Origin of the sequence: Paraburkholderia sediminicola, assembly GCF_046026855.1 — a bacterium.
GTDB classification, from domain to species: Bacteria; Pseudomonadota; Gammaproteobacteria; order Burkholderiales; family Burkholderiaceae; genus Paraburkholderia; species Paraburkholderia sediminicola_A.
This window is the reverse complement of the sequence record NZ_JAQQET010000006.1, coordinates 154,750-180,065: the sequence shown is the minus strand read 5'-3', so window position 1 is coordinate 180,065 and position 25,316 is coordinate 154,750. Positions and strand designations below refer to the sequence as shown.

Here is a 25,316-nt window from a genome sequence, read left to right as displayed (position 1 = left end):
CCGTCTCCCGTCGTCAAATTTGGTCGTATTTGCCGCGACGCGTCATCCGCATGTCATCTGAAGCGTTATCACCCGGTCAGGCGCAATGTCAGTAACGCTTTGCGCCTGACTGCGAGGTCTACGGCAATGCGGTGAGTACTGACGCGGCCGGTGCTTTATCAGGCCGATAAGTGACAAAACTAATCAGACCGCTATACCCGCAATAACCCACGATATTTTTGTCCATAAAAATGGTCCGCAAAGATGGTCCCGCCCAGATTGGCTCGATGATCGAACGGACAACAACAATTCGCGCGAGCTCCCCCTTTCGCACAGCCACACCTTTTTGACAAAGACAGGAGAACCCATGAAAACAAGCATCAGCAGTGTGCTGAAGACCACCCTCAAGGCAACCGCGTGTGCCGCCCTGCTGGCCGCCAGTGCATCGTCTGCTTTTGCGCAATCGAGCGTGCAACTCTACGGTCAGGTCGACGAATGGGTCGGCGCGCAGAAATTCCCGGGCGGCAAGACGGCCGTCCAGGTGTCCGGCGGCGGCATGTCGACGTCGTACTGGGGTTTGAAGGGGGCAGAGGATCTGGGCAACGGCTACAAGGCGATCTTCGCGCTGGAAGGCTTCTTCCTCGCGCAGAACGGCCAGTACGGCCGCTTCACGGGCGACACGATGTTCTCGCGTAACGCGTACGTCGGTATCGAATCGCCGTACGGCACGGTGACGGCAGGCCGTTTGACCACGCCGCTGTTCGTGTCGACGATTCTGTTCAACCCGTTCGTCGACTCGTACGTGTTCTCGCCGATGATCGCTCATACGTATCTCGGTCTCGGCACGTTCCCGACCTACTCGACCGATCAGGGTGTGACCGGCGATTCGGGCTGGAGCAACGCGGTGTCGTACGCATCGCCGAACTTCAACGGCCTGTCCGCGACGGCGATGTACGCGCTCGGCAACACGGCGGGTGAGAACGGCTCGAAGAAGTGGAGCGGCCAGGTGCTGTATTTCCACGGCCCGTTTGCGGCGACCGCGGTGTACCAGTACGTGAACTTCAACAGCGTGCCGGGCGACCTGGGCAGCTTCGATACCTCGGGCGTTCCGGGGCTGAAGAGCCAGAGCGTGGCGCAAGCCGGCGTGTCGTACGACATGAAATTCGTGAAGTTCTATGGCCAGTACATGTACACGTATAACCAGCAGACCATTTCGAGCTGGCACGTGAATACGGGGCAGGGCGGCGTGACGATTCCGGCCGGCCCGGGCTCGGTGATGGCGTCGTACGCCTATTCGCGCGACGGCGGCGGCCTCAACCAGACCCGTCAAACGGCTTCGGTCGGCTACGACTATCCGCTGTCCAAGCGCACGGATATCTATGCGGCTTACATGTACGACAAAATCAGCAGCCAGTCGAGCGGCGACACGTACGGCGTAGGCCTGCGCGCGAAGTTCTAGGCGTTTGGGTTTGAGGCGAGCGGCGCCCGCGAGCAGGTGCCGCGTGACGCCAACTCTGTCGAAACCGGCAACTCCTGCAAAGCCCACTTTCTTCGGAAGGTGGGCTTTGTCGCTTCTGGCGCTGCCTTCTCCCCGATTTGCCGACCAGTTTTTGATAAACCCGGCAAAATGACGTCGATTAATTCCTGAAGCGAGTGATTGACATGGATACCCTCGTCAGCATGAAAGTATTCCGCCATGTGGTCGAAGTCGGCAGTTTTGTCGGCGCGGCGGAACGGATGGAGATGTCCGCAGCCATGGCGAGCAAGCACGTGATGCACCTCGAACAACAGCTCGGCGCGCGTTTGCTGAACCGCACCACGCGGCGTGTCGCGCCGACCGAGGCGGGGCGCGAATACTACGAACGCCTGAGCCAGGTGCTCACCGAACTCGAAGAAGCCGAGCAGGTGGTCGGCGCGGCGAGCGTCGTGCCGCAAGGGCGCTTGCGGGTGTCGTCGCTGTCGGCATTCGGCTTGAGCCACGTGATGGCCGCGGTGGCCGATTACGCCGCGCAGTATCCGCAGGTCACCGTCGACATGACCCTGTCGGATCGCGTGGTCGAACTGATCGACGAAGGTTTCGACGTCGCAATCCGGGCCTCGCCAAGCGGGCTGAAGTCGTCTTCGCTGATCGCGCGGCAGATTGCGACCGCCCATCTGGTGCTGTGCGCGTCGCCGGCCTATCTGCGCCGGCATGGCACGCCGAAGACCGTTGCCGATCTGGCGCGCCACAACTATCTGCAGTACGCGGGTGTGTCCGCGCTCGAAATCGCGTCCGCATCCGCGACCGGCGATGCCGCGCCGCGCGTGCGTCTGTCCGGCAATCTGATCGTCAATCACCTGGAGGCGCAGCGTGTGATCGTGCTGCAAGGCGCGGGCATCGCGATGCTCGGCACCGAAGTGATCGGCGACGATCTGGCCGCGGGGCGCCTTGTGCCGCTACTAGTGGACGACGTGCCGCCGCGCGAGTTACCGATCCATGTGGTCTACGCGAGCCGCCGGCATCTGTCGGCCAAGGTGCGCTCGTTTGTCGACTTCCTGGCCGACCGGTTTGCGAACGAATCGCTCTGGCCTTCGCTCGAACAGATCAAGGCGCTGGCGGTGCGATAGGCGGGCTGAGACGCGCAGCCGGGCAGAAGGGGCAAGCAGTGCAGGGCTCAGTCACCCAATGTAGCAAGCGGTGCGCTCCGAGCGGCCGACGCGCCGAGTTGCGCAGCCAGGCCGGTCGAAGCGCTCCCACCCGTTTAGCTATACTGGTTGCCAGCACCCATACGCGTAACGATCTGGGGGAGACATGACCGATCTGTCCACGCCGCAGCGCGCTGGCGGCCACAAGCTGCCAGCGGGCCGGCGCCTGCGCTTTGTCACCGCCGCCGCCTTGTTCGACGGCCATGACGCGTCGATCAACATCATGCGGCGCATTCTGCAAGCGAGCGGCGTAGAGGTGATCCACCTCGGCCACAACCGCTCGGTCGATGAAGTCGCCACCGCCGCACTGCAAGAAGACGCCGATGGCGTTGCCGTGTCGAGCTACCAGGGCGGCCACAACGAATACTTCCGCTATCTCGTCGATCTGCTGCGTGCGCGTGGCGGCGAGCGCATCAAGGTGTTCGGCGGCGGTGGCGGCGTGATCGTCCCTGAAGAAATTGCCGAGCTCGAACGTTACGGCGTCGAGAAGATCTATTCGCCGCATGACGGCCAGCGACTCGGCCTGCAAGGCATGATCGACGACATGATTGCGCGCTGCGCTGAAGTTGCGCGTGCTGCTGCCGCCGTACGGGAGAGTCCGGTCGGCGAGTGGGTGGCCGATTTGTCGGCGAATGGGTTGCCGCGTTTTGAGGCGCGCGCAGAGCCGCACGTCGAAGCACGTGTCGGCGATCACGCTAACGCGCGCGATCGTTCCGGTAAGGCGAGGCAAGCGGCCGGGGCAGGCTATGTCAATCAGACCACCAACACCGCCAGTACCTCCGAACAGCCAGACCCAGCCGCTTTCACTTTCCGCCGCCTTGCGCAACTGATCAGCGCGTACGAAGCGGGCCGCGTCAAATCGGCCGAGCAGGAAATACTATCGACCCTCGCAGAAGCGATCGAGGTTCCGGTCCTCGGCATCACCGGCACCGGCGGCGCGGGTAAATCCTCACTCACCGACGAGCTGATCCGCCGCTTTCGCCTCGACTATGGCGACGCCCTCACCATCGTCGTGCTGGCTATCGACCCGTCGCGCCGCAAATCCGGTGGCGCGTTGCTCGGCGACCGCATTCGCATGAACGCAATCGGTAATTGGGGCGGCGGCGCGCGCGTCTACATGCGTTCGATGGCAACACGCGACGCATCGAGTGAAATCACCGACTCATTGTCTGACGTGCTCACGCTGTGCAAGGCCGCGGGCTTCGATCTGATCGTTGTCGAGACGTCCGGGATCGGGCAGGGCGATGCGGCGATCGTGCCGTTCGTCGACGAATCGCTGTATGTGATGACGCCCGAATTCGGGGCTGCGAGCCAGTTGGAAAAGATCGATATGCTCGACTTTGCCAGCTTCGTCGCGATCAACAAGTTCGACCGTAAAGGTGCGTCGGACGCGTTGCGCGACGTGGCCAAGCAGGTGCAGCGCAATCGAGGCGACTTCGCGAAGGCGCCCGATGCGATGCCGGTGTTCGGCACGATCGCCTCACGCTTTAACGACGACGGCGTGACCGCGCTTTATCAGCGCGTTGTCGAGGCGCTGCGCACGCACGGTCTGCGTTCAGGCGGGGGCCGTCTACCGGTGCTCGACGATCTGCGCTTTTCGAGCGGTCGCAACGCCATCGTGCCGCCGGCGCGCGTGCGCTATCTGGCGGACGTTGCGCAGACCGTTCACGCGTACCGCGAGCGTGCCGACGCGCAAGCACGCGTGGCCCGTGAGCGCTGGCAACTCACCGAAACGCGGCGGATGCTCGGCGAAGCGAACGCGAACGCAGGTGCGAGCGCAGGCCTAAAAACAGGTGACGGAGACGCAAGCGCGGTTGCAAAGGCAGCAGGTCAAGGTGCTGCAGGCGTTGTTGCAGCAGCCGATACAGAGTCAGCGAAACACGCACCAACCCAACTTGACACCCTCATCGCCCAACGCACCGCCGCCCTCGGCGAGCGCGAGCGCAAGCTGCTCGAAGCGTGGCCGCAAACCGTGGCCGCCTATTCCGGCGACGAACATATCGTCTGCATTCGCGATCGCGAAATCCGCACGGCACTCACCGTCACGACACTATCCGGTTCCGAGGTCCGCAAAGTCGCGCTACCGAAATTCGTCGACCACGGCGAAATCCTGCGCTGGCTGATGCTCGACAATCTTCCCGGCTACTTTCCGTTCACCGCCGGTGTGTTCCCATTCCGTCGCGAAAACGAAGACCCGACACGGATGTTTGCCGGCGAAGGCGATCCGTTCCGCACCAACCGCCGTTTCAAATTGCTCTCTGAAGGCATGCCGGCCAAACGTCTTTCGACGGCGTTCGACTCGGTCACTCTCTACGGTGAAGAGCCGCACGAGCGGCCGGACATCTACGGCAAGGTGGGGAACTCGGGCGTCTCCGTCGCAACGCTCGACGACATGAAAACGCTCTACGACGGCTTCGATCTATGCGCGCCTGAAACGTCGGTATCGATGACGATCAACGGCCCGGCGCCGACGATTCTCGCAATGTTCTTCAACGTCGCGATCGATCAGCAGATCGCGCGCATGACGCAGCAGCAAAGCCGTCCGCTCACAGAAGACGAACTCGCCGCCGCTCGCCGTACCGCGCTGGAAAATGTGCGCGGCACGGTACAAGCCGACATCCTGAAGGAAGACCAGGGTCAGAACACGTGCATCTTTTCGACCGAGTTCAGCCTGAAAGTCATGGGCGATATTCAGGCGTATTTTGTCGATCACGGCGTGCGCAATTTCTATTCGGTGTCGATCTCCGGCTATCACATCGCCGAGGCCGGCGCGAATCCGATCTCGCAACTGGCCTACACGCTCGCGAACGGCTTCACGTATGTCGAGGCCTATCTCGCGCGCGGCATGTCGATCGACGACTTCGCGCCGAATCTGTCGTTCTTCTTTTCGAACGGCATGGACCCGGAGTACACGGTGCTCGGCCGTGTCGCGCGACGCATCTGGGCGATTGCAATGCGCGAACGCTACGACGCGAACGAACGCAGCCAGAAACTCAAGTACCACGTGCAAACGTCGGGCCGCAGCCTGCATGCGCAGGAAATCGACTTCAACGATATCCGTACCACGCTGCAGGCGCTGATCGCGATCTACGACAACTGCAATTCGTTGCACACCAACGCATTCGACGAAGCGATCACCACGCCCACTGAAGATTCAGTGCGCCGAGCGGTGGCGATCCAGTTGATCATCAATCGCGAATGGGGCCTCGCGAAGAATCAGAATCCGAATCAGGGCAGCTTCGTGATCGAGGAACTGACCGATCTGGTGGAAGAAGCGGTGCTGGCGGAATTCGATCGACTCACTGAGCGCGGCGGCGTGCTCGGCGCGATGGAAACCGGCTACCAGCGCGGGCGCATTCAGGACGAGTCGATGCTGTATGAGCATCGCAAGCATGACGGCTCGTATCCGATCGTCGGCGTGAACACGTTTTTGAGCACGCATCCGCACGAAGCGCCGCAGCCGATCGCGCTGGCCCGTTCCACCGACGAAGAAAAGCAAAGCCAGTTGAAGCGTCTACGCGATTTTCAGGCGCGGCACCGGGATGACACCCCCGCGGCGCTTGAGCGCTTGAAGCGCGCAGTGATCGACGATGACAACGTGTTCGCGGTGCTGATGGACGTCGTGCGTGTCTGCTCGCTTGGGCAAATCACGCACGCGTTGTTTGAAGTAGGCGGACAGTACCGCCGCAATATGTAGGCCGTTGCTTGCTGCGCTGCGGCGTTGCTTCAGGCGGAGCCGCAGCATGCCGTTACCCGATCATGGGCAAGGCCTTACCGCGTGATCCCCAGACGCGCTTTCGCGTCGTTATATTCCTTTGACAGGCGCTCGACCAGCTCGCCAACACTCGGCACATCATCCATCAAGCCGACGCCCTGGCCTGCGCCCCAGATGTCTTTCCACGCCTTTGCTTTGTCGCTGCCGAAGTTCATCGCCGTCTTGTCCGATTCCGGCAGCGCTTCGGGGTCCAGCCCCGCGTTCAGGATGCTTTCGCGGATGTAGTTGCCGTGCACGCCGGTGAACAGGTTCGTGTAGATGATGTCTGACGCCGTGGAATTGACGATCGCCTGCTTGTAGCTGTCGACCGCATGCGCTTCTTTGGTCGCGATGAAACGCGTACCCATGTAGGCGAGGTCCGCGCCCATCGCCTGCGCGGCGAGAATCGAACCGCCGTTGGCGATCGAGCCGGACAGCACGATCGGGCCGTCGAACATGCGCCGCACTTCGCCAACCAGCGCGAACGGCGAAATCGTGCCCGCATGGCCGCCGGCGCCCGACGCCACCAGGATCAGCCCATCGACGCCCGCTTCCAGCGCCTTCTGCGCATGCCGAAGGTTAATCACGTCGTGCAGCACGATGCCGCCGTAGCTATGCACCGCGTCGACGATTTCACGCGCCGGTGCGCGCAGGCTGGTAATGAAAATCGGCACCTTGTGTTCGACGCACACCCGCACGTCGTGCTCGAGCCGCGTATTCGACTGATGGACGATCTGGTTGACGGCGATTGGTCCGATGATCGCGTCGGGGTTGGCCGCCTTGTGCTCGGCGAGCTGTGCCTGAATCTGCGTGAGCCATTCGTCGAGCAGTTCGGCCGGGCGAGCGTTCAGCGCGGGGAACGAGCCGACGATGCCAGCCTTACATTGAGCCAACACGAGTTCGGGATAGCTGACGATGAACATCGGCGAAGCGACGACGGGCAGTGCGAGTTTTTGCAGGACGGCGGGCAATGCCATGGTGCGAGTCTCCTGATGAGCGGACCGGTGCGCTGTAGAGCGCCCGGCGATTGTGAGTTTAGCGGCACATGGCCGGGGGTGCGTCGAGGCTGACCGGCATCATGCCGCCGCCGCGATCTCACCACGCATCTGCCAAGGTCGCCCAAAAATTTAAGAACGATCGTTCGATTATAGGCGAAGCTGCCGCGTCATGTCCGTTTAGAACAGTTGGAAGGAGTGTTCAGGTTCTACGCTTGCGTGGGCTATCCCACCCCGCGTCGACACATTGCGCTTCTACAATGCTTTGACTCCCAAACGACAAGAGACCCGCTATGGCCTTCGAGGATTTCACGCCCTTTCGTGTCGCCGTGGGCGACGTCGATATTTTCGGAGTGAAGGGCGGGGCAGGGCCGCCCCTTCTGTTGCTGCACGGCCATCCGCAGTCGCATCTGATCTGGCAACGGTGCGCGGCGCAACTGGCCGAGCACTTCACCGTCATCGCGACCGACTTGCGCGGCTACGGCGCCTCGGGCAAACCGCCGAGCGACGCTGACCACACACCGTATTCCAAACGCGCGATGGCGGCCGATCAGGTCGCTGTGATGCGCCATTTCGGCTTCGAACGTTTCCTGGTGTGCGCACATGATCGCGGCGCCCGGGTCGCCCACCGGATGGCGCTCGATCATGCCGACGCCGTCGAGCGTCTGATGCTGCTCGACATTGCGCCGACGCTCGCGATGTACGAAGCCACCGACCGCGCCTTCGCGACGTATTACTTCCACTGGTTCTTCCTGATCCAGCCCGAACCGCTGCCGGAGACGCTGATCGGCGCGAACCCGGCCGCTTATGTTGACGCAGTGATGGGCAGCCGTCACGCGGGCCTGGCACCATTCTCGCCCGAAGCGCTTGACGCCTATCGCAGCGCGCTGGCGCAACCCGGCGCGGTGCATGCGATGTGCGAGGACTACCGGGCGTCGGCGAGCATCGACCTCGAACACGACCGTGCCGACATCGAGCGCGGCCACAAGATCGGCTGTCCGCTGCGCGTGCTGTGGGGCGACAAGGGTGTGATCGAGAAGTGCTTCGACGCGCTGGCGGAATGGCGTCACGTAGCGCGGGACGTGAGCGGGCGGTCATTGCCGTGCGGGCACTACATCCCCGAAGAGGCGTCGGACGAACTGGTCGCGGAAATGCTGTCGTTTTTCGAAGCGGTCGAACAGTAGCATACGCAATGCGGCGGCCGGCTCGCCCATGCGCGACTCGGCCGCCGTTTCATTCACCGCGCGATGCGGCCACAGTTTTGCTCGAGCGTGAGGCGAAGGCGACGCGGCCGCGTGTATCGCTCAGCCTAGCGGCGGCAAGCGGCGCGCGACCGGCGTCGACTTGACGATTGCGGTGCTGGTCTCCGCGCGCTCGGTGACCTTCGACAGAATCTCGTCGAGTTGCTCGATCGAATGCAGAACCAGGCGGCAGATGAAGCAATCGTCGCCGGTCACCTTGTCGCATTCGACAAACTCCGGAATTCGCCGGATCACGTCTTCCACCAGATGCAACTGCCCAGGCAAGGGCTTCACGCGCACGATTGCCTGTAACGTGAAGCCGAGCGCGCGCGGATCGATCTGCACGGTGAAGCCCTCGATCACACCTTGCGCTTCGAGCCTTCGGACGCGTTCCGCCGTACTCGGTGCCGAAAGGCCAACCAGACGGGCCAGTTCGCTGACCGGCTGACGGGCGTCGAGCGCGAGCGCGGCGAGCAGCGCGCGGTCGGTTTCATCGAGTGTCGCAGGTGTGGCGGGGGCAAGGCGTTTGGTCATGATGGCCTTCGATTATTAGGTTCCTTTGCAGGAAGTCTTAAGTTTAGCCATGTATTCGGGCGATTGGATTAATTACACTGCTTCTCATGCAGGAATCAATTCGAGGATCGAATCATGGCGTCAAACGAAATTCGCCGCGGCGCGGCGGAAATGACCATGGCCATGCTGATGTCCGGCACCATCGGCTGGCTGGTGGTGTCGTCGCAGCAGGGCCCGTTCAACGTGGTGTTCTTTCGCTGCATCTTCGGCGGGGCGACGCTGGCGCTCGTATGCGCCGTGCTCGGCCTGTTCAGGCGCAAGCTCTTTTCCTGGAAGATGCTCGGCCTCGCGCTACTCGGCGGCGCGGCTATCGTCATCAACTGGGTGTTGCTGTTCGCAGCCTATTCGCGCGCTTCGATTTCGATGGCAACCGCCGTCTACAACACACAACCTTTCATGCTGGTCGCGCTCGGCGCGCTGGTGTTTCGCGAGCGCGTCAGCGCGTCGACGGTGGCCTGGCTCGTGGTCGCGTTTATTGGCCTCGTGTTCGTGGTGAAGGTCGAGCCGGCGGTATTGGCGGTGCCGGGGCAGTATCTGGTCGGTGTCGCCTATGCCGTGGGTGCCGCGGCGATGTATGCGGTCTCATCGATCATCACAAAGCGCCTGAAGGGCACGCCGCCGCATCTGATTGCGCTGATCCAGGTGTCGCTCGGCGTCGTGATGCTGGCGCCGTTCGCGCGCTTCGATGCGCTGCCGACTAGCGGCGCGCAGTGGCTCGAGCTGATCGTGCTCGGGATCGTCAACACCGGGCTCATGTACGTGCTGCTCTACGGTGCGATCCAGAAGCTGCCGACCTCGATGACCGGCGCGTTGTCGTTCATCTATCCGGTGGTGGCGATCATTGTTGACCGGGTTGCGTTCGGGCAGAAGCTCGCGTGGATTCAGGTGCTCGGTGCGGTGCTGATTCTGGTCGCGGCCGCCGGCGTCAATCTCGGCTGGCGGATTGTGCCCCAGAAACGTTTATCTTCGACCTGATGCAAGGGGCGGTGCCGATGGATCGGCCGCCGATAATATGGATTCCGGAGCAACCGCAGCGCTGCTTTGTTCATATAGACGGACCAATGACGCCGAACTTGCGCAACTACGGGGCTTCGTAACGTGGTCTGTATGCGGGTTTACAAGGCGGCGTCAAGCTTCTGTAGGGAAATCACTGATGCGGTCAAAAAACCGGCGCGCGTATGATTCACATCGACGCTGATCACGTCCGACAGAATTTCCGCCGCTCGCCTTGATAGTCGAGCGGCTTTCTTTTTGTGGTGACGGTTTTAGTGTTTTCGTGTGTCGTACGCCGCTTGCCACCGCCCCGTGCATGTCACGCCGGGCGCGCTACGACGCGCTCGCCATCGATTTCCAATGGCCCGTTTTTCGCCGCCAGCTCCTCGACGATCGTGTGCACCAAGGTGGGCCATTCACCACGCGGCTTGAGCATTGCGGCGGCGGCGCGCATCACGGCGGCATCGTCGAGCATCTGCAGCAAAGTGTCGAAGCGCATCGCGCGGACTTCGAGCAGCTTGAACACGATCAACACCTTCAACGCATTCTTCGCATTACGCGCCGGATCGGTGCGCAGCCACGCGACGCGCGAAAACGCTCGTTCAAGCGCCTGCTCGACGTTCGTGAAGGGCGCGCCATGGCCGGGGATCACGAGCCGCACGTCGAGCTTCACAATGGCTTCGAGCACCGCCTGTTCTTCGGCGAAACCGCTTTCACCTTCCAGCTCAGGAAAAATCACGCCAAAGCCGTTTTCCCACAGAGCGTCCGCGCTAATCAGAATGCGCTCGTCCGGACAATACAGCATCAACGAATGCGGATCGTGGCCCGGTGCGCCGAGCACTTGCCAATCGAGCGCACCGAGCCGCAGTTGCGCGCCGGGCGCGATCGTCCCGGTGAAGGTGAAGCGCTCGCAATGCTGGCCGGTGGCGCGAAACGTCAGACGGGCTTCGTCCCACTCGCGCACCGCGTCGGCTTCGGAGGCGGGAATTGCGGTACGGCATGGCCAGGTCGACTGCAATAGCGCATTGCCGCCGCAGTGATCCGAATGCAGATGTGTGTTGACGATCAGATCGAGTGGCCGCGCGCCGAGCGTTTGCTTGACCAGCGCGAGGGTTTGCGGCGCGTGCGTCGCGTAACCGGTATCGACGAGTGCGGCACACGTGTCGTCGACCAGCAGCACGTTGTTCGACGACAGCCAGCCGCGTTCGAAGACCCGGATCGATTCAGGTAGCGTGATCATGGTGTGCTTGTGTCCGCGCTTGAATGTGCCGGCGTGTCCGGTTTCGGCATCACCAGGATCGTCGACGTGCCGATCAACATGGTGTCGCCGCGCTGATTCACCACGGTCCCTTCGAGATGCGTCAGATCGCCGTTCAGACTCGGCTTCCAGTAAGCGTCGCGCACTTGCCAGGTGATCGTCAGCGTATCGTTCGCGTGGACGGCTTTTTTCAGCTTGATATCGAACTCGAGTCCGAGCGGTTGCGCGTAGGTCGAAAAATGCGTCGCCAGCAGCGCCATGAAATACGCGCTGGGTTGCGTGCCAGACGCGATCAAACCGCCGAAGCGGCTTTGCGCGGCGTATGCATCGTCGTGATGCAACGGGTTGAAGTCGTTGACGAGCGTGGCGAACGATTTCACCGATTCGGCCGAAAGTTCCAGCGTTGAACTGAACGTCTCGCCGATCGTCACGATACGCGGGGCTGCGTTCATCGTTGCACCCCAGGCGGGTTTGCCGGATTGGCCTGCTTTGCCATGAACTCTGCGTGACGTTCCTCGATCGCGTCCCAGATCGTGCGCTTCGCGTCGTCGTCGAACGAGGACCAGCCGGCGATTTCGTCGATCGTGCGCAAGCAGCCTTCGCACCAACCGGTCGAAGCGTCCATCTTGCACACACTGATGCAGGGTGATGGCACGGCAGCCTCGTCGTCTTCGTTATCGATACCCGCTGTCATGGCTTCACACCGTCTCGCGCAACGCCACGTCGATCACCGGCGCACCCGTCAACGCGATCAATTCCTGCGCCGTCAGATTGAACACCGCATGCGGATGACCTGCTGCGGCCCACAGGCTGTCGAGTTCCAGCAGATCGGCATCGATCAGCGTGACCGGTTCCGTGGCGTGGCCGATCGGGCACACACCGCCGATCGCATAACCGGTTTTCTCGCGGACGAACTTCGCATCCGCACGGCCAATCTCGCCGACTTGCGCCGCGACCTTTTTTTCGTCGACGCGATTTGCGCCGCTCGCGATCACCAGTACCGGTGCGTCGTCTTCGCGGCGGCGAAACAGGATCGACTTGGCGATCTGTGCAACCGAGCAACTGAGACCGGCTGCGGCTTCCGCGGAGGTCTTGCCGGTTTCCGGCAGCATCACGATCCGTCCCGCGTGGCCGCGCTCGCGCAACAACAGTGCGACGCGGCGTGCGGAGTCAGGCAACGCGGCGAGATCGTCGGAATCGGGGGAAGCGTGGTCCGTCATTGTTTTTCAGGTCCTCAAAGATTGGCGAGATGAGTAGCGGCAATCAAACGCAGTTGGCCTGTTCGCTGCGCGCTTTGGCAAGCAAGGCCTTGCCGGCCCGGGAGACGTTAGGCCGGCCGATCGACGTCGAAATGAAATCGCCGATCGCGACAACTTGCGCGAGGTCGATACCGGTTTCGATGCCGAGGCCGTTCATCAGGTACAGCACGTCTTCGGTCGCGACGTTGCCGGTCGCGCCCTTCGCATACGGGCAGCCGCCGAGTCCCGCGACTGAAGCGTGATAAATCTCGATCCCCTCCTGCAACGCGGCGTAGATGTTCGCTAGCGCCTGACCGTAGGTGTCGTGGAAGTGACCCGACAGTCGTTCACGCGGGAATACCTTGGTGACCGCTTCGAACACTTCACGTGTGCGTTTCGGCGTGCCGACGCCGATCGTATCCGCGATATCGATCTCATCGCAGCCGAGGGCCGCGAAACGTTCGACCACATCGACCACAGACGCCACCGGCACTTCGCCTTGATACGGACACCCGAGCGCACACGACACGCTGCCGCGAATCCGCAGGCCGTGTTCCTTGGCCGCTTGCGCGACCGGCGCGAATCGATCGATGCTTTCCGCGATGCTGCAATTGATGTTCTTCTGCGAGAACGCTTCGCTGGCGGCGCCGAAGATCACGATCTCGTCCGCGCGCGCGGCGAGTGCGCCTTCGAAACCGCGCAGATTCGGCGTCAGCACCGAGTAGATCGTGCCGGGGCGACGCTCGATGCCGGCCATGACGTCGGCGCCGTCGGCCATCTGCGGCACCCATTTCGGCGATACGAACGACGCGGCTTCGACGTTGCGGATACCCGCTGCGGACAAGCGGTTGATCAACTCGATCTTGATCGCGGTGGGGACAAATTCTTTCTCGTTCTGCAGTCCGTCACGCGGACCGACTTCGACGATTTTGACGTGTTGGGGCAATGCCATGATGTGTCTCCTGTGTCGACCGGAGTTTGCGCTTTAGCGCGCTACTCCGGTCCCATGCAAAGCTGTCGACCGGAGTTTGCGCTTTAGCGCGCTACTCCGGTCCCATGCAATAAGCCCGCGCGTGGCGGCGCTCCTTCAAGTTGCTCAGTTGGCTTCGGTGGTAGTGTTCAAAACCCGTGCTCGATAGATGTGTTCAGTCTCCGCGCTCAGTATCCACGCTCGATATCGACCACGCCGGTCACCGTTTCGCCGTGCATCAGCGCCGCCATTTTCCGTGCGACCTGCGCGACGCTTTCTTCGCGCAATGTGAGCGCGGACACGTGCGGCGTAATCGTGATGCGCGGCTCCTGCCAGAACAGATGATCGGCTGGCAACGGTTCTTCGCGGAACACGTCCAGCGTCGCGGCGGCGAGCTGGCCGCTTGCGAGCGCTTCGAGCAGATCCTGTTCGACCAGATGGCCGCCGCGTGCGACGTTGATCAGATACGCACCCTTCGCGAGCTTCGAAAAGGTGTGTTTGTTCAGCACGTCGCCCGTATCAGGCGTATGCGGCAGCAAATTCACCAGCACTTTCACGCCGTCGAGGAAAGCATCGAGCTGCGCAACGCCTGCGAAAGTCGTGATGCCGTCGATTTGCCGCGCGCTGCGGCTATACCCGCGCACCGGCATGCCGAACGCCGCGACCGCTTGTGCGACATGCGCACCGAGCACGCCGAGACCGAGCACGCCGATAGTGAAGGTCTCGCGCGGATGCGGATCGAGCACTTCCCAGCGGCGCTCGCCTTGCAGCGTCTGGTATTCGTCGAAACGGCGCAGGTAGCGCAGCACCGCATGCGTCACATATTCGGCCATTTGCGGCGCCATGCCGGTGTCTTCGAGCCTGATCAACTGGGCGTTGCGCGGCAGCGTGCCGGGTTGCTTGTGTTCGAGCGCGAGGATCGCATCGACGCCTGCGCCGAGATTGAAGATCGCGCGCAGATCGTCGCGGCCGGCCAGCATCTCACGTGGCGGCCGCCAAACGACCGCGAAGTCGGCCGGTTCGGTGTCGCCCGTCTGCCATTCGCGCAGATCGGCTTCCGGTAGCGCACGGGCGAAATCGTGAAGCCACGCGGCGGCGTCGGCATGCGGCATGTAGAAGAGGATTTTCATACGGTCCGGAAGGCGCGTGCGTTGTCGAGTCTGATGGCGGGAAAGGCCCGAAAGTACGGCGGCAATGCCCGTGGCGCTTCAGACGACGCTTGCGGCATGGGGCCTCCTCCTTTTATGGATAGGCTTCATTCTACTTTTTCGACGCGAATCGCGTGCGTTTGCGCACGGGCGTGCTGTTTTGGCCTGAGCCTCTGGCCCGCCCACGTTCCCTGGCCTGGCTCGCATCGAGCCGCGGACCACGGCTACGACCACGGCGGGGCAGGGCGAAGCGATCTGGCCGCGCATTCACCCCATAACCAAAGCACAAAAACTTGGTTCACCCTTGCGGCGCCTGGCGGGACAATCATTTTCCGGATTCCGGCAGCGAGGGACAGACATGCTTTCATGCACCAAATCGACATGGCCGCCGCGGCTCGTCACCGTTCCCGGCCTGCACGGCAGCGAGGGCGCGCACTGGCAAACATGGCTTGAGCGGCAATTCGCGCGCTCCCTGCGCGTCGAACAGGCTGACTGGGACGCCCCGGACATCGCCCTCTGGGCGAAGTCGCTGCGCGATCTGATTGCGCGCGAACGGGGGCCGTTCGTGCTGGCCGCTCACAGCTTCGGTTGCCTTGCGACCGCGTATGCGCTGCAGCAGGCCTCGTATGCGAACGATGTGGTCGGCGTGCTGTTCGTCGCGCCTGCGAGCCCGGAGAAATTCGCCTTCGCCGGACCATTCGACGCACGGCGTCTCGGCGTGCCGTCGATTCTGATCGGCAGCGAAACCGACCCGTGGATGCCGCTCGCGGGTTCGCGCGATCTCGCACAGCGTTTCGGCAGCGCATTCGTCAATCTCGGCGACGCGGGACACATCAATACCGCGGCGGGATTCGGACCGTGGCCGCGTGCCAAGTATTTTGTCGACACGCTGGTGCATTGCGCGGCGCCGCTGCGCTTTCGCGAGGAGACATTCGAAGTCGCACAGCACGCGTTCGTTTGAGTGGGTGTGAGTGCTGCGTCCGGCGTTTGGGTGTCGATTGCGGATGAGGTGATTGCGTAGTCAGATGCACAACTGAGCGCCCAATTGAGCGCGAGTGAACAAGTAAGCGATCCGTTAGAATCCCGCTTCACGCTGCACGTTTGTGCGGCCACAGATTTTTATCATCGAAAGGCGGGGACAAGATGGCAGGCAAGACGGGGACATCGCGCTGGTTCGCAGCCGGCGTGACGGCAATGACGCTCGCGCTCGGCGGCATCTCGACGGCGCACGCGGACACGTCGCTGCTCAACGTGTCGTACGACGTGACGCGCGAGTTGTACAAGGACATCAACGCCGGCTTCATCACGGCATACAAGCAGAAGAGCGGCGAGACTGTGTCGATTCGCCAGTCGCATGGTGCGTCGAGCGCTCAGGCGCTGTCGGTATTGCAAGGACTGCAGGCCGACGTCGTGACGATGAACCAGCCGAACGACATCGACCTGCTTGCCGAAAAGGGCCAACTGGTGCCCGCCAACTGGCGCACGCGTTTGCCGGACGACAGCGCCCCGTACACCACGACGATGGTGTTCCTCGTGCGCAAGGGTAATCCGAAGCACATCAAGGACTGGGACGATCTTGCCAAACCTGGCGTGCAAGTGGTGATCGCGAATCCGAAGACGTCGGGTAACGGCCGCTACGCGTATCTGGCGGCATGGGGTTATCGCAAGCAACACGGCGGCACCGATGCACAGGCGCTCGACTTCGAAAAGGCGATTTTCAAAAATGTGCCGGTGCTCGACACGGGCGGCCGCGGCGCGACGACCACGTTTACGCAGCGCGGGATTGGCGACGTGCTGGTGACGTTCGAAAACGAAGTGTCGTTGATCGACACGGGTGTGGGCGCGGGCAATTTCGAAGCGGTGTATCCGTCGGTGAGCCTGCTGGCTGCGCCGCCGGTGTCGATCGTCGACAAGGTGGTCGACAAGCGTGGCACGCGCAAGGAAGCGCAGGCGTATCTCGACTATCTCTGGTCGCCGGCTGCGCAGGAAATCATTGCTGAGCATCATCTGCGTCCGCGTGACAAGAACGTACTCGTGAAGCATGCGACGGAGTTCAAGCCGATCAGGACGTTCACCGTTGAAGAGATGTTCGGCAGCTGGCAGAAAGCGCAGCAAGCGCATTTCTCTGATGGCGGGACGTTCGATCAGATCATTGTGGATAGGAAGTAAATCTCCGCCTCAGAAGTAGAAAGGCCGCCTCGTTTCCGAACGGCCCTCCAGATCGCTGGACGAATGTCCAACTTCGAGGGGGCAGTTCTTTGCGAGGCGGCCTTTTTTATTGCGCATGCTTATCATGCGCCGGGTGCATGTGGTTCTTCAGTTCGGCGCAGCGTGCGCGTTCTGATCATGCGCGCAGCTATGCTCGCAACTGCTCTGATCCAGCGGCATTTGCTGCGCCGCTTCCGCGCGAATGCCGAGGCGTTCGAGCAGCTTGCGGTCCGCTTCGGCTTGCGGGTTGCTGGTGGTCAGCAACTGGTCGCCGTAGAAAATCGAGTTCGCGCCAGCCAGAAAACACAAGGCCTGCAACGCTTCGTCCATCTGCTCGCGGCCTGCTGACAGACGCACCATCGCGCGCGGCATTGTGATGCGTGCAATCGCAATGGTACGTACAAATTCGAACGGATCGATTGCTTCGGTGCCGCTCAGCGGCGTGCCTTCTACTTGCACCAGGTTGTTGATGGGCACCGATTCCGGATACGGCTCCATGTTCGCCAGTTGCGCGATCAGGCCGGCGCGCTCACGGCGCGATTCGCCCAAACCGACAATTCCGCCGCAGCACACGTTGATGCCCGCATCGCGCACGCGCTCCAGCGTGTCGAGACGGTCCTGATACGTGCGCGTCGAAATGATCTGGCCGTAGAACTCCGGCGACGTGTCGAGGTTGTGGTTGTAGTAGTCGAGACCCGCTTCGCGCAGACCTTGCGCCTGATGCGTTTCGAGCATGCCGAGCGTCACGCAGGTCTCGAGCCCCATCGCTTTCACACCGCGGATCATGTCCTTGATCGGCTCGAGGTGGCGGTCCTTGGGATTGCGCCAGGCCGCGCCCATGCAGAAGCGCGTCGCGCCGTTTTCCTTGGCGACCTTGGCGGCGGCCAGGACTTCATCGACCGGCATCAGCTTGTCGGCCTGCAGGCCCGTGTCGTGATGCACCGACTGCGGACAGTACGCGCAATCTTCTTCGCAACCGCCTGTCTTGATGGACAGCAGCGTCGACAGTTGCACTGTGTTGGCGTCGAAATGTTCGCGGTGGGTTTGCTGCGCGCGGAACATCAGGTCGTTGAACGGCAGTTCGTACAACGCGACGATGTCGGCGACGCGCCACTTGGCAACCGGCTTGGCGCCCGCTGCGGCGTTGTTGTTGGCGGCGGCCGTGTCGGCTTGCGCCGGAGCGATGTTCAATTGCGTCATGTCGTCAATCCTCATGGATGGATGTGATGGTTTTTCAGCGCTGCGCTTGACGCAGCGTCTGCAGGAGCCGGTTGATGTCGAGTTGATCCGCCGCGAGCTCGGGCGAAGCCGGGTTCAAATGCGGCACGATGCCGAGCAGAGGCGCGTCGTGTTCGCGCGCAAGATGCTCGCGAATTGATGCGATGTTTTCATCGGGGAACGTCATGTCGGGATCGATGCGATTTGCCACCCAGCCGGCAAGCGTCAGCCCACGCGCGGCGATCGCTTCAGCGGTGAGCAACGCATGGCTGATGCAGCCAAGGCGCATGCCGACCACCAGAACGACCGGCAGGTTCAGCGCGACGGCGAGGTCGGCGGTGTCTTGCGTTGCGGTCAGCGGCACGCGAAAACCACCGACGCCTTCGACTACGACCACATCCGCTTTCGCCAGCGCTTGCGCATGGCAATCGACGATGTGGTCGAGATCGAACGTGACGTTTTCCAGTGCGGCGGCAATATGTGGGGCGGCGGGTTCCTTCAACAGATACGGTGTGCGAATCGCAGGCGGCAGCAGGACGCTCGACGCTGCGTCGAGTTGATCCGCGTCTTCGTTATGCAAGACGCCGTCGACTTCGAATGCGCCCGCGGCGATCGGCTTCATCGCGGCGGCTTGCAGGCCTTCGCGAACGAAGCCGCGCAGAAGCGCTGCGGAGACGAATGTCTTGCCGATTTCCGTATCGGTGCCGGTGACGAATAGGGACAGCGCGCTTTGACTCGAGCCAATCATGCTGCCTTCGCCCCGAGTTGTTGCAAGCCCGCTTCGAGCCGATCGAGATCCGCTTGCGAATGCGCGGCGGAAAGCGAAATGCGCAGTCGCGACGTCCCTGCTGGCACGGTCGGCGGACGGATCGCCGGCACCCAGAGACCGGCGCGATCGAGCGTAGCCGCGATATCGAGCGTGGCATCGTTCGCGCCGATGATCAGCGGTTGCACGGCAGTGTGCGAATCCACCGGCAGCCACGGCGTGGCGTTTAGCATCGCGCGCGTGCGTTCGATCAGTCGCTGGAGATGGGCGCGCCGCGCGTCACCTTCTTCGCCGCCGATGATGCGCAGACTCGCCGACACCGCATGCGCCGCAGCGGGAACCGAAGCGGTCGTGAAGATGTACGGACGCGCGCGCTGCACGAGCCATTCGATCACGGTCTCGTGAGCGGTGACAAAAGCGCCTGAAACACCTGCGGCCTTGCCAAGCGTGCCGATCGAAATCAGATTCGGCGAGCGCAGTGCGGCCTGGGCGATTGCGCCGCGGCCTTGCGGACCGAGCACACCGAAGCCGTGTGCATCGTCGACGATCAACCACGCGCCGTGCTGTTCCGCGAGTTCGAGCAGGCGTGGCAAGGGCGCGATATCGCCATCCATGCTGAATACCGTATCGGAGACGATCACTTTGACTTCGGCGTCCGACGCGTCGAGCATCGCGCTCAATGCTTCCATATCGCAGTGCGGATAGATCTGCACATCCGCACGAGACAGGCGCGCACCGTCGATCAGGGATGCGTGATTCAGCGCATCGGAGAAGAGTGTCGTGCCACGGCCCGCGAGCGCGGTGAGCGTCGCGAGATTCGCCATATAGCCGGTGCTGAAATAGAGCGCGCGCGGCGTATCCACGAATCCACCGACGAATTCGGCGAGATCGTCTTCCAGTTGCGCATGCGCGCGCGAGTGGCCGCCGAGCAGATGCGAGCCGCCACTGCCCGCGCCATAGCGCTGCGCGCCCTCCGCGATCGCCGCAATCAGTTGCGGATGCGCGGCGAGGCCGAGATAGTCGTTACTGGCGAAGCCGATGATTTCGCGGCCGTCGACCGTCATGTGCGCGGCGCACGGCGTGTCGGCGATGCGGCGACGGCGGCGCAGGCCGCGTTCATCGATTTCCTTCAGGCCTTGTGTGAGCGTGTCGAGCAATTGCATTAGCGGGTCTCCGCAAGCGTCGCTTCAAAGGTCTCGCGTGTGCGCGAGGCGAGCAGCGCGATTTCTTCGTCGTCGAGGATATAAGGGGGCATCAGATACACCGTGGTCGAAATCGGGCGCAGCAGCAGTTCGCGCTGCAACGCGTTTTCGAAGAAGCGGCGCGAAAATGTTTTGGCTTGCTGAGCGTCGTCGATGATTGCGTCGAATGCGAAGATCGTGCCGCACTGGCGCAGATTGCGCACGTGCTTGTGTTCGGCCAGCGGCGCGAGCGCCGACTTCAGCTTCGCGGATTTCTGCGCGTTGACGGCGAGCACGTTGTCGCTTGCAAAGAGATCGAGCGTGGCGAGCGCCGCGCGGCACGCGAGCGGATTGCCCGTGTACGAATGCGAGTGCAGGAAGCCGCGCGCGGTATCGTCGTGATAGAAGGCTTCGAAAATTTCATCGCGCGACAGCACGATCGACAGCGGCAGATACCCACCGCTGATGCCTTTCGACAGACACAGGAAGTCTGGCCAGATGCCGGCTTGTTCGCATGCGAAGAAGGTACCCGTGCGTCCACAACCCACGGCGATTTCATCGGCGATCAGATGCACGCCGTACTGATCGCAGAGCGCGCGCAAGCCGGCGATATACGACGCATCGTGCATCGCCATACCGGCTGCGCATTGCACGAGCGGCTCGACGATCAACGCGGAGATTTTCGTGGCGCGTGCTTCGAACAACGAGCGAACCTGATCGAGTGCGCGGCGCGCAACGTCGGCGGCGGTTTCACCGGCTTGTGCGAGGCGCGCATCGGGCGATGCAACGACGTGCGCATGGCGGATCAGCGGATCGTAGGCGTCTTTGAAGAGCGCGACATCGGTGACGCCGAGCGCGCCGATGGTTTCGCCGTGATAGCTGTTGGCGATGCAGACGAATTCCTGCTTGTCGGCGAAGCCGCGATTGCGCCACGAGTGGAAGCTCATCTTCAGCGCGATTTCGACCGCCGACGCGCCATCGGACGCGAAGAACGCGTGACCGAGCGTGTTGTCGGTGAGCGCGCCGAGGCGCTCCGCGAGTTCGATGGCCGGTTCATGCGTGCAGCCGGCGAGCATGGCGTGTTCGAGCGTGTCGAGCTGGTCTTTCAGTGCTGCATTGATGCTTGGGTTGGCGTGGCCGAACAGGTTGACCCACCAGGAGCTGATCGCGTCCAGATAACGGTTGTTCGCGCGGTCGTAGAGCCACGCGCCCTGGCCTCGCGCGATGGGGATTAGCGGTAGGCGCTCGTGGTGCTTCATCTGGGTGCAGGGGTGCCAGACGGCACGCAGGCTGCGGGTGATCCAGTCTTCAGGGGATGCTGAGTTTTCCAAAAAGGTACTCCAGAGTGCTTTTTTGCCTGCTGCTCGGCTGGCTTTTTTAGGGCCGTTTCAGTCGCGCTGCTGTTTTTCTTTGCGCTGCGCGCGGCCTTGGGAAGGCGTGCGGGGTCGAGATTAGCGGTTTATTTCATGCTGCGCACCTGGGGCGGGAGATGGGTTTTTGCCTGCGGTGCTGGGGTTTGGGGCTGTTCGCTGCAGGTGGTTTCAGATTCGTTCTGAAGGTCGCTAATCGACGGAGTTAACGACGGCAAAGTAGTTGGACGTTGTGGGCGGGAATTTGAGGCTAAGGTGGGGATTTGCCTCCGGCGGTGGGGTTTTTGGTTTCGCTGTGGGTTTTGTCTGGTTGCCTACGGCGGTGGGATTTCTTTGATTTGTTTGCCTGCTCGGCGCGGTTTTCTGTGCGCTTTTGGCGTTGGTCTTGCGTTGATCTGGATTGTTTGGTCTTTGGCCTTTCCTTGAATTGTTATTGGTTTATTAGTGTCGCCCCTGTGCGGGGCGGGCACTTACTTCTCTTTGCCGCCGCAAAGAGAAGTAAGCAAGAGAAAGCGGCTCACACCGCTAATTCTTAAGCGGGTCCCCCGCACAGCCACGGTAGTGGCGCATCTGGAATCCGTGCCCTCGCACATTCGGCGTGAGTGACAAAGGGCTCTTCCGCTCCCACTCCGCACTGCGTGCGTCGCGGATGGGTCTGCCAGGGAAACCCGGGGCTTCGGTTGCGCGTGGTGGGGCCGTCGGCTTGGCCTCGGCGCGGGCGGAGAAGGGCTTCGTTGAGGGGCGGTGGGGGCCATCGGCTTCGCCTCGGCGACGACGGAATTGCATGGGAAGCCAAGGGCTTCGTTGAGGGGCGGTGGGGCCGTCGGCTTCGCCTTGGCGATGACGGAGTTGCATGGGAAGCCAAGGGCTTCGTTGAGGGGCGGTGGGGGCCGTCGGCTTTGCCTTGGCGACGACGGAATTGCGTGGGAAGCCAAGAGGCTTCGTGGAGGGGCGGTGGGAGCCATCGACGCCGCCTCGGCGTAGCGCCGAATGGAGCGCGAGCGCGAAACGCAGCCATCGGTTTTATGAAGTGCGCGTCGGCGCGCGCAGCGCCGCCGGAAGTATGACGCCCTTGTCACTGGCGTCGAATGTGCGAGGGCGCAGATTCCAGATGCACCACTATCGTGGCTGCGCGGGGGACCCGCTTAAGAATTAGCGGTTTGAGCCGCTTTCTCTTGCTTACTTCTCTTTGCGGCGGCAAAGAGAAGTAAGTGCCTGCCCCGCACAGGGGCGACACTAATAAACCAACAACAATTCAAGGAAAGGCCAACGCCATAGGCGTTCAGACGAACAAGCGCCGAGCAGGCAAACAGACAAAGGAAAGGCCAACGCCACAGGCGTTCAGACGAACAAGCGCCGAGCAGGCAAACAGATCAAGGAAAGGCCAACAGACAAACAAGCGCCGATCAGGCAAAACCCCAAACCTTAATACCGACTAGCAATAGCCGGCCGCCCACTATCAGACCCAGACGAAGAAGACTCCGCCGTCTGCGAAGACTGAGCCCCCCATACAACGGAGTTATCCACCGCATACAACCGGCAAGGCGCCGAACTCTGCTTCTGGCAATTCGCAATAGCGACCGACATCGGATTGTCGCCGCCTTCCGCCCACGACCAGGCTCCCGAATCCGACACAGCAAAAGCCCGGCTAGGATACTGATGCAGGAAATTACGATATCCACTACGGCCCGCTTCATCGACAAACGGCACAGAGTCGACTGCATCGACCGCAGCAAACCCACTCGCCTTCGGCGTTGAAGGATCTTCGACCCGATATTGCACGCCGGTAGGCATCCCCACTCGAGCAAGAAACGCTTCGACCGCCGGCCACCACACATGCACGCCATCGCGATCGCCCACAAGCCGATGTGCGTCATTCTTGTAGTTGCCGAAATCCACCATCTTGGCGCTCGCACCGTGTGCGGTATACGCGGCATACATGCCGGCCACCAGCGGCGCCGTCCATACTGAATCGTTATCGCCATACAACCACAGCGACGGCACCTTCGTTTTCTCGCCATACGCGCCGAATGCGTGCGTCAGGTTGCCCTGCCAGTCGGCACATGCGTCCTGGCGCAAACCGCCAGAGAAATTGATCAAGGCCCGCACGCCCGGCGCAGCCTCGGGACCATAAGCTATCGTCGCAAGGCCGCCGTGCGAGGTACCGGCCACCACAATGTGCATCGCGTCCACGTACGGCTGCTTCGACATGAAATCGATCGTCGCGGCGACGTCGCCGGCCTGGCCGATACCGTTGCGTTCGACGTCGCAACCATCCTGCTGATAAGTGCCGTCCGAACGGCCGAAGCCCTGACGGTTCGGCGCCACCACCACGTAGCCGCGGCGCACGAATTCGCGCGCGAACGGCAACGGGTCGCTGCGTTCCTGCGTGCGCGGATCGCCGGGGATCTTGCCGTGGTTGAAAACGATCATCGGAAACGGGCCTGCGCCGTCCGGTTTGTAGATCGTCGTTTCGAGCGTGACCGTGCCGTCAGCGTTGACCGGCACGCGGATGATCTGTTCGTTGAGGCCGGCGGTGGGCAGATAAACATCGTCGTCGAGCGCGATGCGCGGCACGTGTGCGCGGGTGAGCGGCCCCGTCTGGGTGTCGGCGAGGGGGTCGGCATGCGCGAGTGCGACAGCGCAGATCGCCGTTGCACACATCACCGCACACTTCGTCAGAACCTTGCTGAACACCATTGACGCACCTGCCTCAAAAACCTGCCCTGAACACCGTGACGCTTTGTCGGTCGAATGCCATCACTAACAATTGCCTTTCATCGGCGTTTTCGACAAACAAAAACACACTCGCGTACGTAGTGCGCCAAGCGCACGCACGCTAATCGAGATCGCACGGGATAAACCCAAACGGCCGACGCGACCCCACGCGCCGATGATGAGCGCCACACACGCTGCCCAGAACCGCCGTCGAACCCTTGTTGACGGGCTCCCGGCTGGGCGTCTGCGCATTTTGCGGAATCGGTATGGACCTGTTCTCGCAACGTGACGTCACAAACCTACGGCCTCATCCTGGCACGACAATTTTGTTTTGTGCAATCAAGGAGAACCCGCGACGAAAAAATTGCCGCATGTAGATCAGGGCACTTTCGCCTACCGGGAGGCCCGCAAAGCGCCCAGCTCGCGGTGCTTGGCTGCACGAAGCAATTCGTCGCATCACGTGCGCTGTGGTGCCGAGCCAACACGAAAAAAAAGCCCTCGTTTGAGGGCCATATGTGATCACGCTGGGAGCTGCGTAGCTGAGTTGTGTAAGGCTTTGGAAGGTGCGGCTTATTCGCTCACGTCGCCGTCGACATAGCGCCAGCAACCATCTTCACCACGTACGAAGCGGCTCAGTTCGTGCAGCCGGTGGGCGCGGCCGCCTACCTTGTATCGTGCGACGAATTCGACTGTCGCATGGTCGGCGTTGGTTTCAGCGAAGGCCTTGATCTGCAGTCCGAGCCAACGCGGCGCGTCAGGAGCGGCAGGGTCGGCGTCGAGATCCGTGGGGCAGGTGTGCGGTGCCCAGGTCGCGCGCAAATAATCCGTTGCGCCCACAACATATGCGCTGTAACGCGAGCGCATCAGTTCGAGCGCGCGCGGCGCGGTTTCTCCGCCATCGATATAGCGGCCACAGCATTGCGCGAAGCGCGGCGGTTTGGCGCCGCCGCGCTGATCGGGTGCAGCGCCGCCGCAGGGGCAGTCGGACGGTCGTTGCGTTGACAACAATGGTCTATTCATC

The 25,316-nt window shown here is 62.2% G+C and carries 21 protein-coding genes; 7 read left to right on the top strand and 14 right to left on the bottom strand.

What is annotated here, in order from left to right:
• The first annotated feature begins 346 nt into the window (after window positions 1-346).
• The 3 genes from PQR40_RS08965 to PQR40_RS08955 all read left to right on the top strand — a co-directional run bounded on the left by PQR40_RS08965 (window position 347) and on the right by PQR40_RS08955 (window position 6,361).
• Window positions 347-1,438: a porin gene (locus PQR40_RS08965; RefSeq protein WP_408231590.1), complete on the top strand. Its 1,092-nt coding sequence runs from the start codon at window positions 347-349 to the stop codon at window positions 1,436-1,438.
• Window positions 1,439-1,641: 203 nt separating this feature from the next.
• Window positions 1,642-2,586: a LysR family transcriptional regulator gene (locus PQR40_RS08960; RefSeq protein ID WP_408231593.1), complete on the top strand. Its 945-nt coding sequence runs from the start codon at window positions 1,642-1,644 to the stop codon at window positions 2,584-2,586.
• Window positions 2,587-2,770: 184 nt separating this feature from the next.
• The gene (locus PQR40_RS08955; RefSeq protein WP_408508786.1) at window positions 2,771-6,361 is read left to right on the top strand and encodes a methylmalonyl-CoA mutase family protein; all 3,591 of its coding nucleotides are present in this window, start codon (window positions 2,771-2,773) and stop codon (window positions 6,359-6,361) included.
• A 74-nt stretch (window positions 6,362-6,435) separates the two neighbouring features.
• Here PQR40_RS08955 and PQR40_RS08950 read toward each other — a convergent pair whose 3' ends face one another.
• Window positions 6,436-7,395, bottom strand: coding sequence for an NAD(P)H-dependent flavin oxidoreductase (locus PQR40_RS08950; protein ID WP_408231599.1), 960 nt, complete (start codon window positions 7,393-7,395; stop codon window positions 6,436-6,438).
• Between the two features lie 311 nt (window positions 7,396-7,706).
• Between PQR40_RS08950 and PQR40_RS08945 the strand changes: the two genes are divergently transcribed.
• Complete coding sequence (locus PQR40_RS08945) at window positions 7,707-8,597, top strand: alpha/beta fold hydrolase (protein WP_408231602.1); 891 nt, start codon at window positions 7,707-7,709, stop codon at window positions 8,595-8,597.
• 120 nt (window positions 8,598-8,717) lie between these two features.
• Here the strand turns inward: PQR40_RS08945 and PQR40_RS08940 are convergent, their stop codons facing one another.
• A complete protein-coding gene (locus tag PQR40_RS08940; RefSeq protein ID WP_408231605.1) occupies window positions 8,718-9,188 on the bottom strand; it encodes an Lrp/AsnC family transcriptional regulator in 471 nt (156 codons plus the stop codon).
• Window positions 9,189-9,302: 114 nt separating this feature from the next.
• Here PQR40_RS08940 and PQR40_RS08935 point away from each other — a divergent pair, with 114 nt between their 5' ends.
• Window positions 9,303-10,202, top strand: coding sequence for a DMT family transporter (locus PQR40_RS08935; protein WP_408508785.1), 900 nt, complete (start codon window positions 9,303-9,305; stop codon window positions 10,200-10,202).
• Between the two features lie 337 nt (window positions 10,203-10,539).
• Here the strand turns inward: PQR40_RS08935 and PQR40_RS08930 are convergent, their stop codons facing one another.
• The 6 genes from PQR40_RS08930 to PQR40_RS08905 all read right to left on the bottom strand — a co-directional run bounded on the left by PQR40_RS08930 (window position 10,540) and on the right by PQR40_RS08905 (window position 14,816).
• Window positions 10,540-11,460 carry an MBL fold metallo-hydrolase gene (locus PQR40_RS08930; protein WP_408388125.1) on the bottom strand — a complete coding sequence of 307 codons (921 nt, stop codon included), beginning with the start codon at window positions 11,458-11,460 and terminating at the stop codon, window positions 10,540-10,542.
• The gene (locus PQR40_RS08925; protein ID WP_408231614.1) at window positions 11,457-11,930 is read right to left on the bottom strand and encodes a MaoC family dehydratase; all 474 of its coding nucleotides are present in this window, start codon (window positions 11,928-11,930) and stop codon (window positions 11,457-11,459) included. Before PQR40_RS08925 ends, PQR40_RS08930 begins: the two co-directional genes overlap by 4 nt.
• Window positions 11,927-12,172, bottom strand: coding sequence for a DUF1289 domain-containing protein (locus PQR40_RS08920; protein WP_408388127.1), 246 nt, complete (start codon window positions 12,170-12,172; stop codon window positions 11,927-11,929). The genes PQR40_RS08925 and PQR40_RS08920 overlap by 4 nt, the downstream gene beginning before the upstream one ends.
• Window positions 12,173-12,176: 4 nt before the next feature.
• Complete coding sequence (locus PQR40_RS08915; protein ID WP_408231620.1) at window positions 12,177-12,698, bottom strand: YbaK/EbsC family protein; 522 nt, start codon at window positions 12,696-12,698, stop codon at window positions 12,177-12,179.
• A gap of 43 nt (window positions 12,699-12,741) precedes the next feature.
• A complete protein-coding gene (locus PQR40_RS08910) occupies window positions 12,742-13,668 on the bottom strand; it encodes a hydroxymethylglutaryl-CoA lyase (protein ID WP_408231623.1) in 927 nt (308 codons plus the stop codon).
• A gap of 206 nt (window positions 13,669-13,874) precedes the next feature.
• The gene (locus PQR40_RS08905) at window positions 13,875-14,816 is read right to left on the bottom strand and encodes a 2-hydroxyacid dehydrogenase (RefSeq protein ID WP_408388129.1); all 942 of its coding nucleotides are present in this window, start codon (window positions 14,814-14,816) and stop codon (window positions 13,875-13,877) included.
• A 376-nt stretch (window positions 14,817-15,192) separates the two neighbouring features.
• On the opposite strand from PQR40_RS08905, the gene PQR40_RS08900 reads away from it, so the two are divergent.
• Both PQR40_RS08900 and PQR40_RS08895 read left to right on the top strand, forming a co-directional pair.
• Window positions 15,193-15,795, top strand: a complete 603-nt coding sequence (locus tag PQR40_RS08900; RefSeq protein WP_408231629.1) for an RBBP9/YdeN family alpha/beta hydrolase — start codon at window positions 15,193-15,195, stop codon at window positions 15,793-15,795.
• Between the two features lie 182 nt (window positions 15,796-15,977).
• Window positions 15,978-17,003 carry a sulfate ABC transporter substrate-binding protein gene (locus PQR40_RS08895; RefSeq protein WP_408484304.1) on the top strand — a complete coding sequence of 342 codons (1,026 nt, stop codon included), beginning with the start codon at window positions 15,978-15,980 and terminating at the stop codon, window positions 17,001-17,003.
• 147 nt (window positions 17,004-17,150) lie between these two features.
• On the opposite strand, the gene bioB is transcribed toward PQR40_RS08895, so the two are convergent.
• The 6 genes from bioB to PQR40_RS08865 form a co-directional block, all read right to left on the bottom strand.
• Window positions 17,151-18,242, bottom strand: coding sequence for a biotin synthase BioB (bioB, locus tag PQR40_RS08890; RefSeq protein ID WP_408338793.1), 1,092 nt, complete (start codon window positions 18,240-18,242; stop codon window positions 17,151-17,153).
• A gap of 34 nt (window positions 18,243-18,276) precedes the next feature.
• Window positions 18,277-19,008, bottom strand: a complete 732-nt coding sequence (gene bioD / locus PQR40_RS08885) for a dethiobiotin synthase (RefSeq protein ID WP_408484306.1) — start codon at window positions 19,006-19,008, stop codon at window positions 18,277-18,279.
• Window positions 19,005-20,189 carry an 8-amino-7-oxononanoate synthase gene (gene bioF, locus PQR40_RS08880; RefSeq protein WP_408508784.1) on the bottom strand — a complete coding sequence of 395 codons (1,185 nt, stop codon included), beginning with the start codon at window positions 20,187-20,189 and terminating at the stop codon, window positions 19,005-19,007. Before bioF ends, bioD begins: the two co-directional genes overlap by 4 nt.
• Window positions 20,189-21,538 (bottom strand): adenosylmethionine--8-amino-7-oxononanoate transaminase, encoded by a 1,350-nt coding sequence (bioA, locus tag PQR40_RS08875; RefSeq protein WP_408484310.1) that lies wholly within the window; start codon window positions 21,536-21,538, stop codon window positions 20,189-20,191. Before bioA ends, bioF begins: the two co-directional genes overlap by 1 nt.
• Before the next feature lie 1,464 nt (window positions 21,539-23,002).
• Complete coding sequence (locus tag PQR40_RS08870; RefSeq protein ID WP_408508783.1) at window positions 23,003-24,277, bottom strand: dienelactone hydrolase family protein; 1,275 nt, start codon at window positions 24,275-24,277, stop codon at window positions 23,003-23,005.
• 588 nt (window positions 24,278-24,865) lie between these two features.
• Window positions 24,866-25,315, bottom strand: coding sequence for a YchJ family protein (locus tag PQR40_RS08865; RefSeq protein ID WP_408231650.1), 450 nt, complete (start codon window positions 25,313-25,315; stop codon window positions 24,866-24,868).
• Window position 25,316 lies beyond the last annotated feature (1 nt).

Coding starts and splice junctions, on each gene's coding strand:
- PQR40_RS08965 (WP_408231590.1), top strand. CDS start 347: ATGAAAACAAGCATCAGCAGTGTGCTGAAGACCACCCTCAAGGCAACC.
- PQR40_RS08960 (WP_408231593.1), top strand. CDS start 1,642: ATGGATACCCTCGTCAGCATGAAAGTATTCCGCCATGTGGTCGAAGTC.
- PQR40_RS08955 (WP_408508786.1), top strand. CDS start 2,771: ATGACCGATCTGTCCACGCCGCAGCGCGCTGGCGGCCACAAGCTGCCA.
- PQR40_RS08950 (WP_408231599.1), bottom strand. CDS start 7,395: ATGGCATTGCCCGCCGTCCTGCAAAAACTCGCACTGCCCGTCGTCGCT.
- PQR40_RS08945 (WP_408231602.1), top strand. CDS start 7,707: ATGGCCTTCGAGGATTTCACGCCCTTTCGTGTCGCCGTGGGCGACGTC.
- PQR40_RS08940 (WP_408231605.1), bottom strand. CDS start 9,188: ATGACCAAACGCCTTGCCCCCGCCACACCTGCGACACTCGATGAAACC.
- PQR40_RS08935 (WP_408508785.1), top strand. CDS start 9,303: ATGGCGTCAAACGAAATTCGCCGCGGCGCGGCGGAAATGACCATGGCC.
- PQR40_RS08930 (WP_408388125.1), bottom strand. CDS start 11,460: ATGATCACGCTACCTGAATCGATCCGGGTCTTCGAACGCGGCTGGCTG.
- PQR40_RS08925 (WP_408231614.1), bottom strand. CDS start 11,930: ATGAACGCAGCCCCGCGTATCGTGACGATCGGCGAGACGTTCAGTTCA.
- PQR40_RS08920 (WP_408388127.1), bottom strand. CDS start 12,172: ATGACAGCGGGTATCGATAACGAAGACGACGAGGCTGCCGTGCCATCA.
- PQR40_RS08915 (WP_408231620.1), bottom strand. CDS start 12,698: ATGACGGACCACGCTTCCCCCGATTCCGACGATCTCGCCGCGTTGCCT.
- PQR40_RS08910 (WP_408231623.1), bottom strand. CDS start 13,668: ATGGCATTGCCCCAACACGTCAAAATCGTCGAAGTCGGTCCGCGTGAC.
- PQR40_RS08905 (WP_408388129.1), bottom strand. CDS start 14,816: ATGAAAATCCTCTTCTACATGCCGCATGCCGACGCCGCCGCGTGGCTT.
- PQR40_RS08900 (WP_408231629.1), top strand. CDS start 15,193: ATGCTTTCATGCACCAAATCGACATGGCCGCCGCGGCTCGTCACCGTT.
- PQR40_RS08895 (WP_408484304.1), top strand. CDS start 15,978: ATGGCAGGCAAGACGGGGACATCGCGCTGGTTCGCAGCCGGCGTGACG.
- bioB (WP_408338793.1), bottom strand. CDS start 18,242: ATGACGCAATTGAACATCGCTCCGGCGCAAGCCGACACGGCCGCCGCC.
- bioD (WP_408484306.1), bottom strand. CDS start 19,008: ATGATTGGCTCGAGTCAAAGCGCGCTGTCCCTATTCGTCACCGGCACC.
- bioF (WP_408508784.1), bottom strand. CDS start 20,189: ATGCAATTGCTCGACACGCTCACACAAGGCCTGAAGGAAATCGATGAA.
- PQR40_RS08870 (WP_408508783.1), bottom strand. CDS start 24,277: ATGGTGTTCAGCAAGGTTCTGACGAAGTGTGCGGTGATGTGTGCAACG.
- PQR40_RS08865 (WP_408231650.1), bottom strand. CDS start 25,315: ATGAATAGACCATTGTTGTCAACGCAACGACCGTCCGACTGCCCCTGC.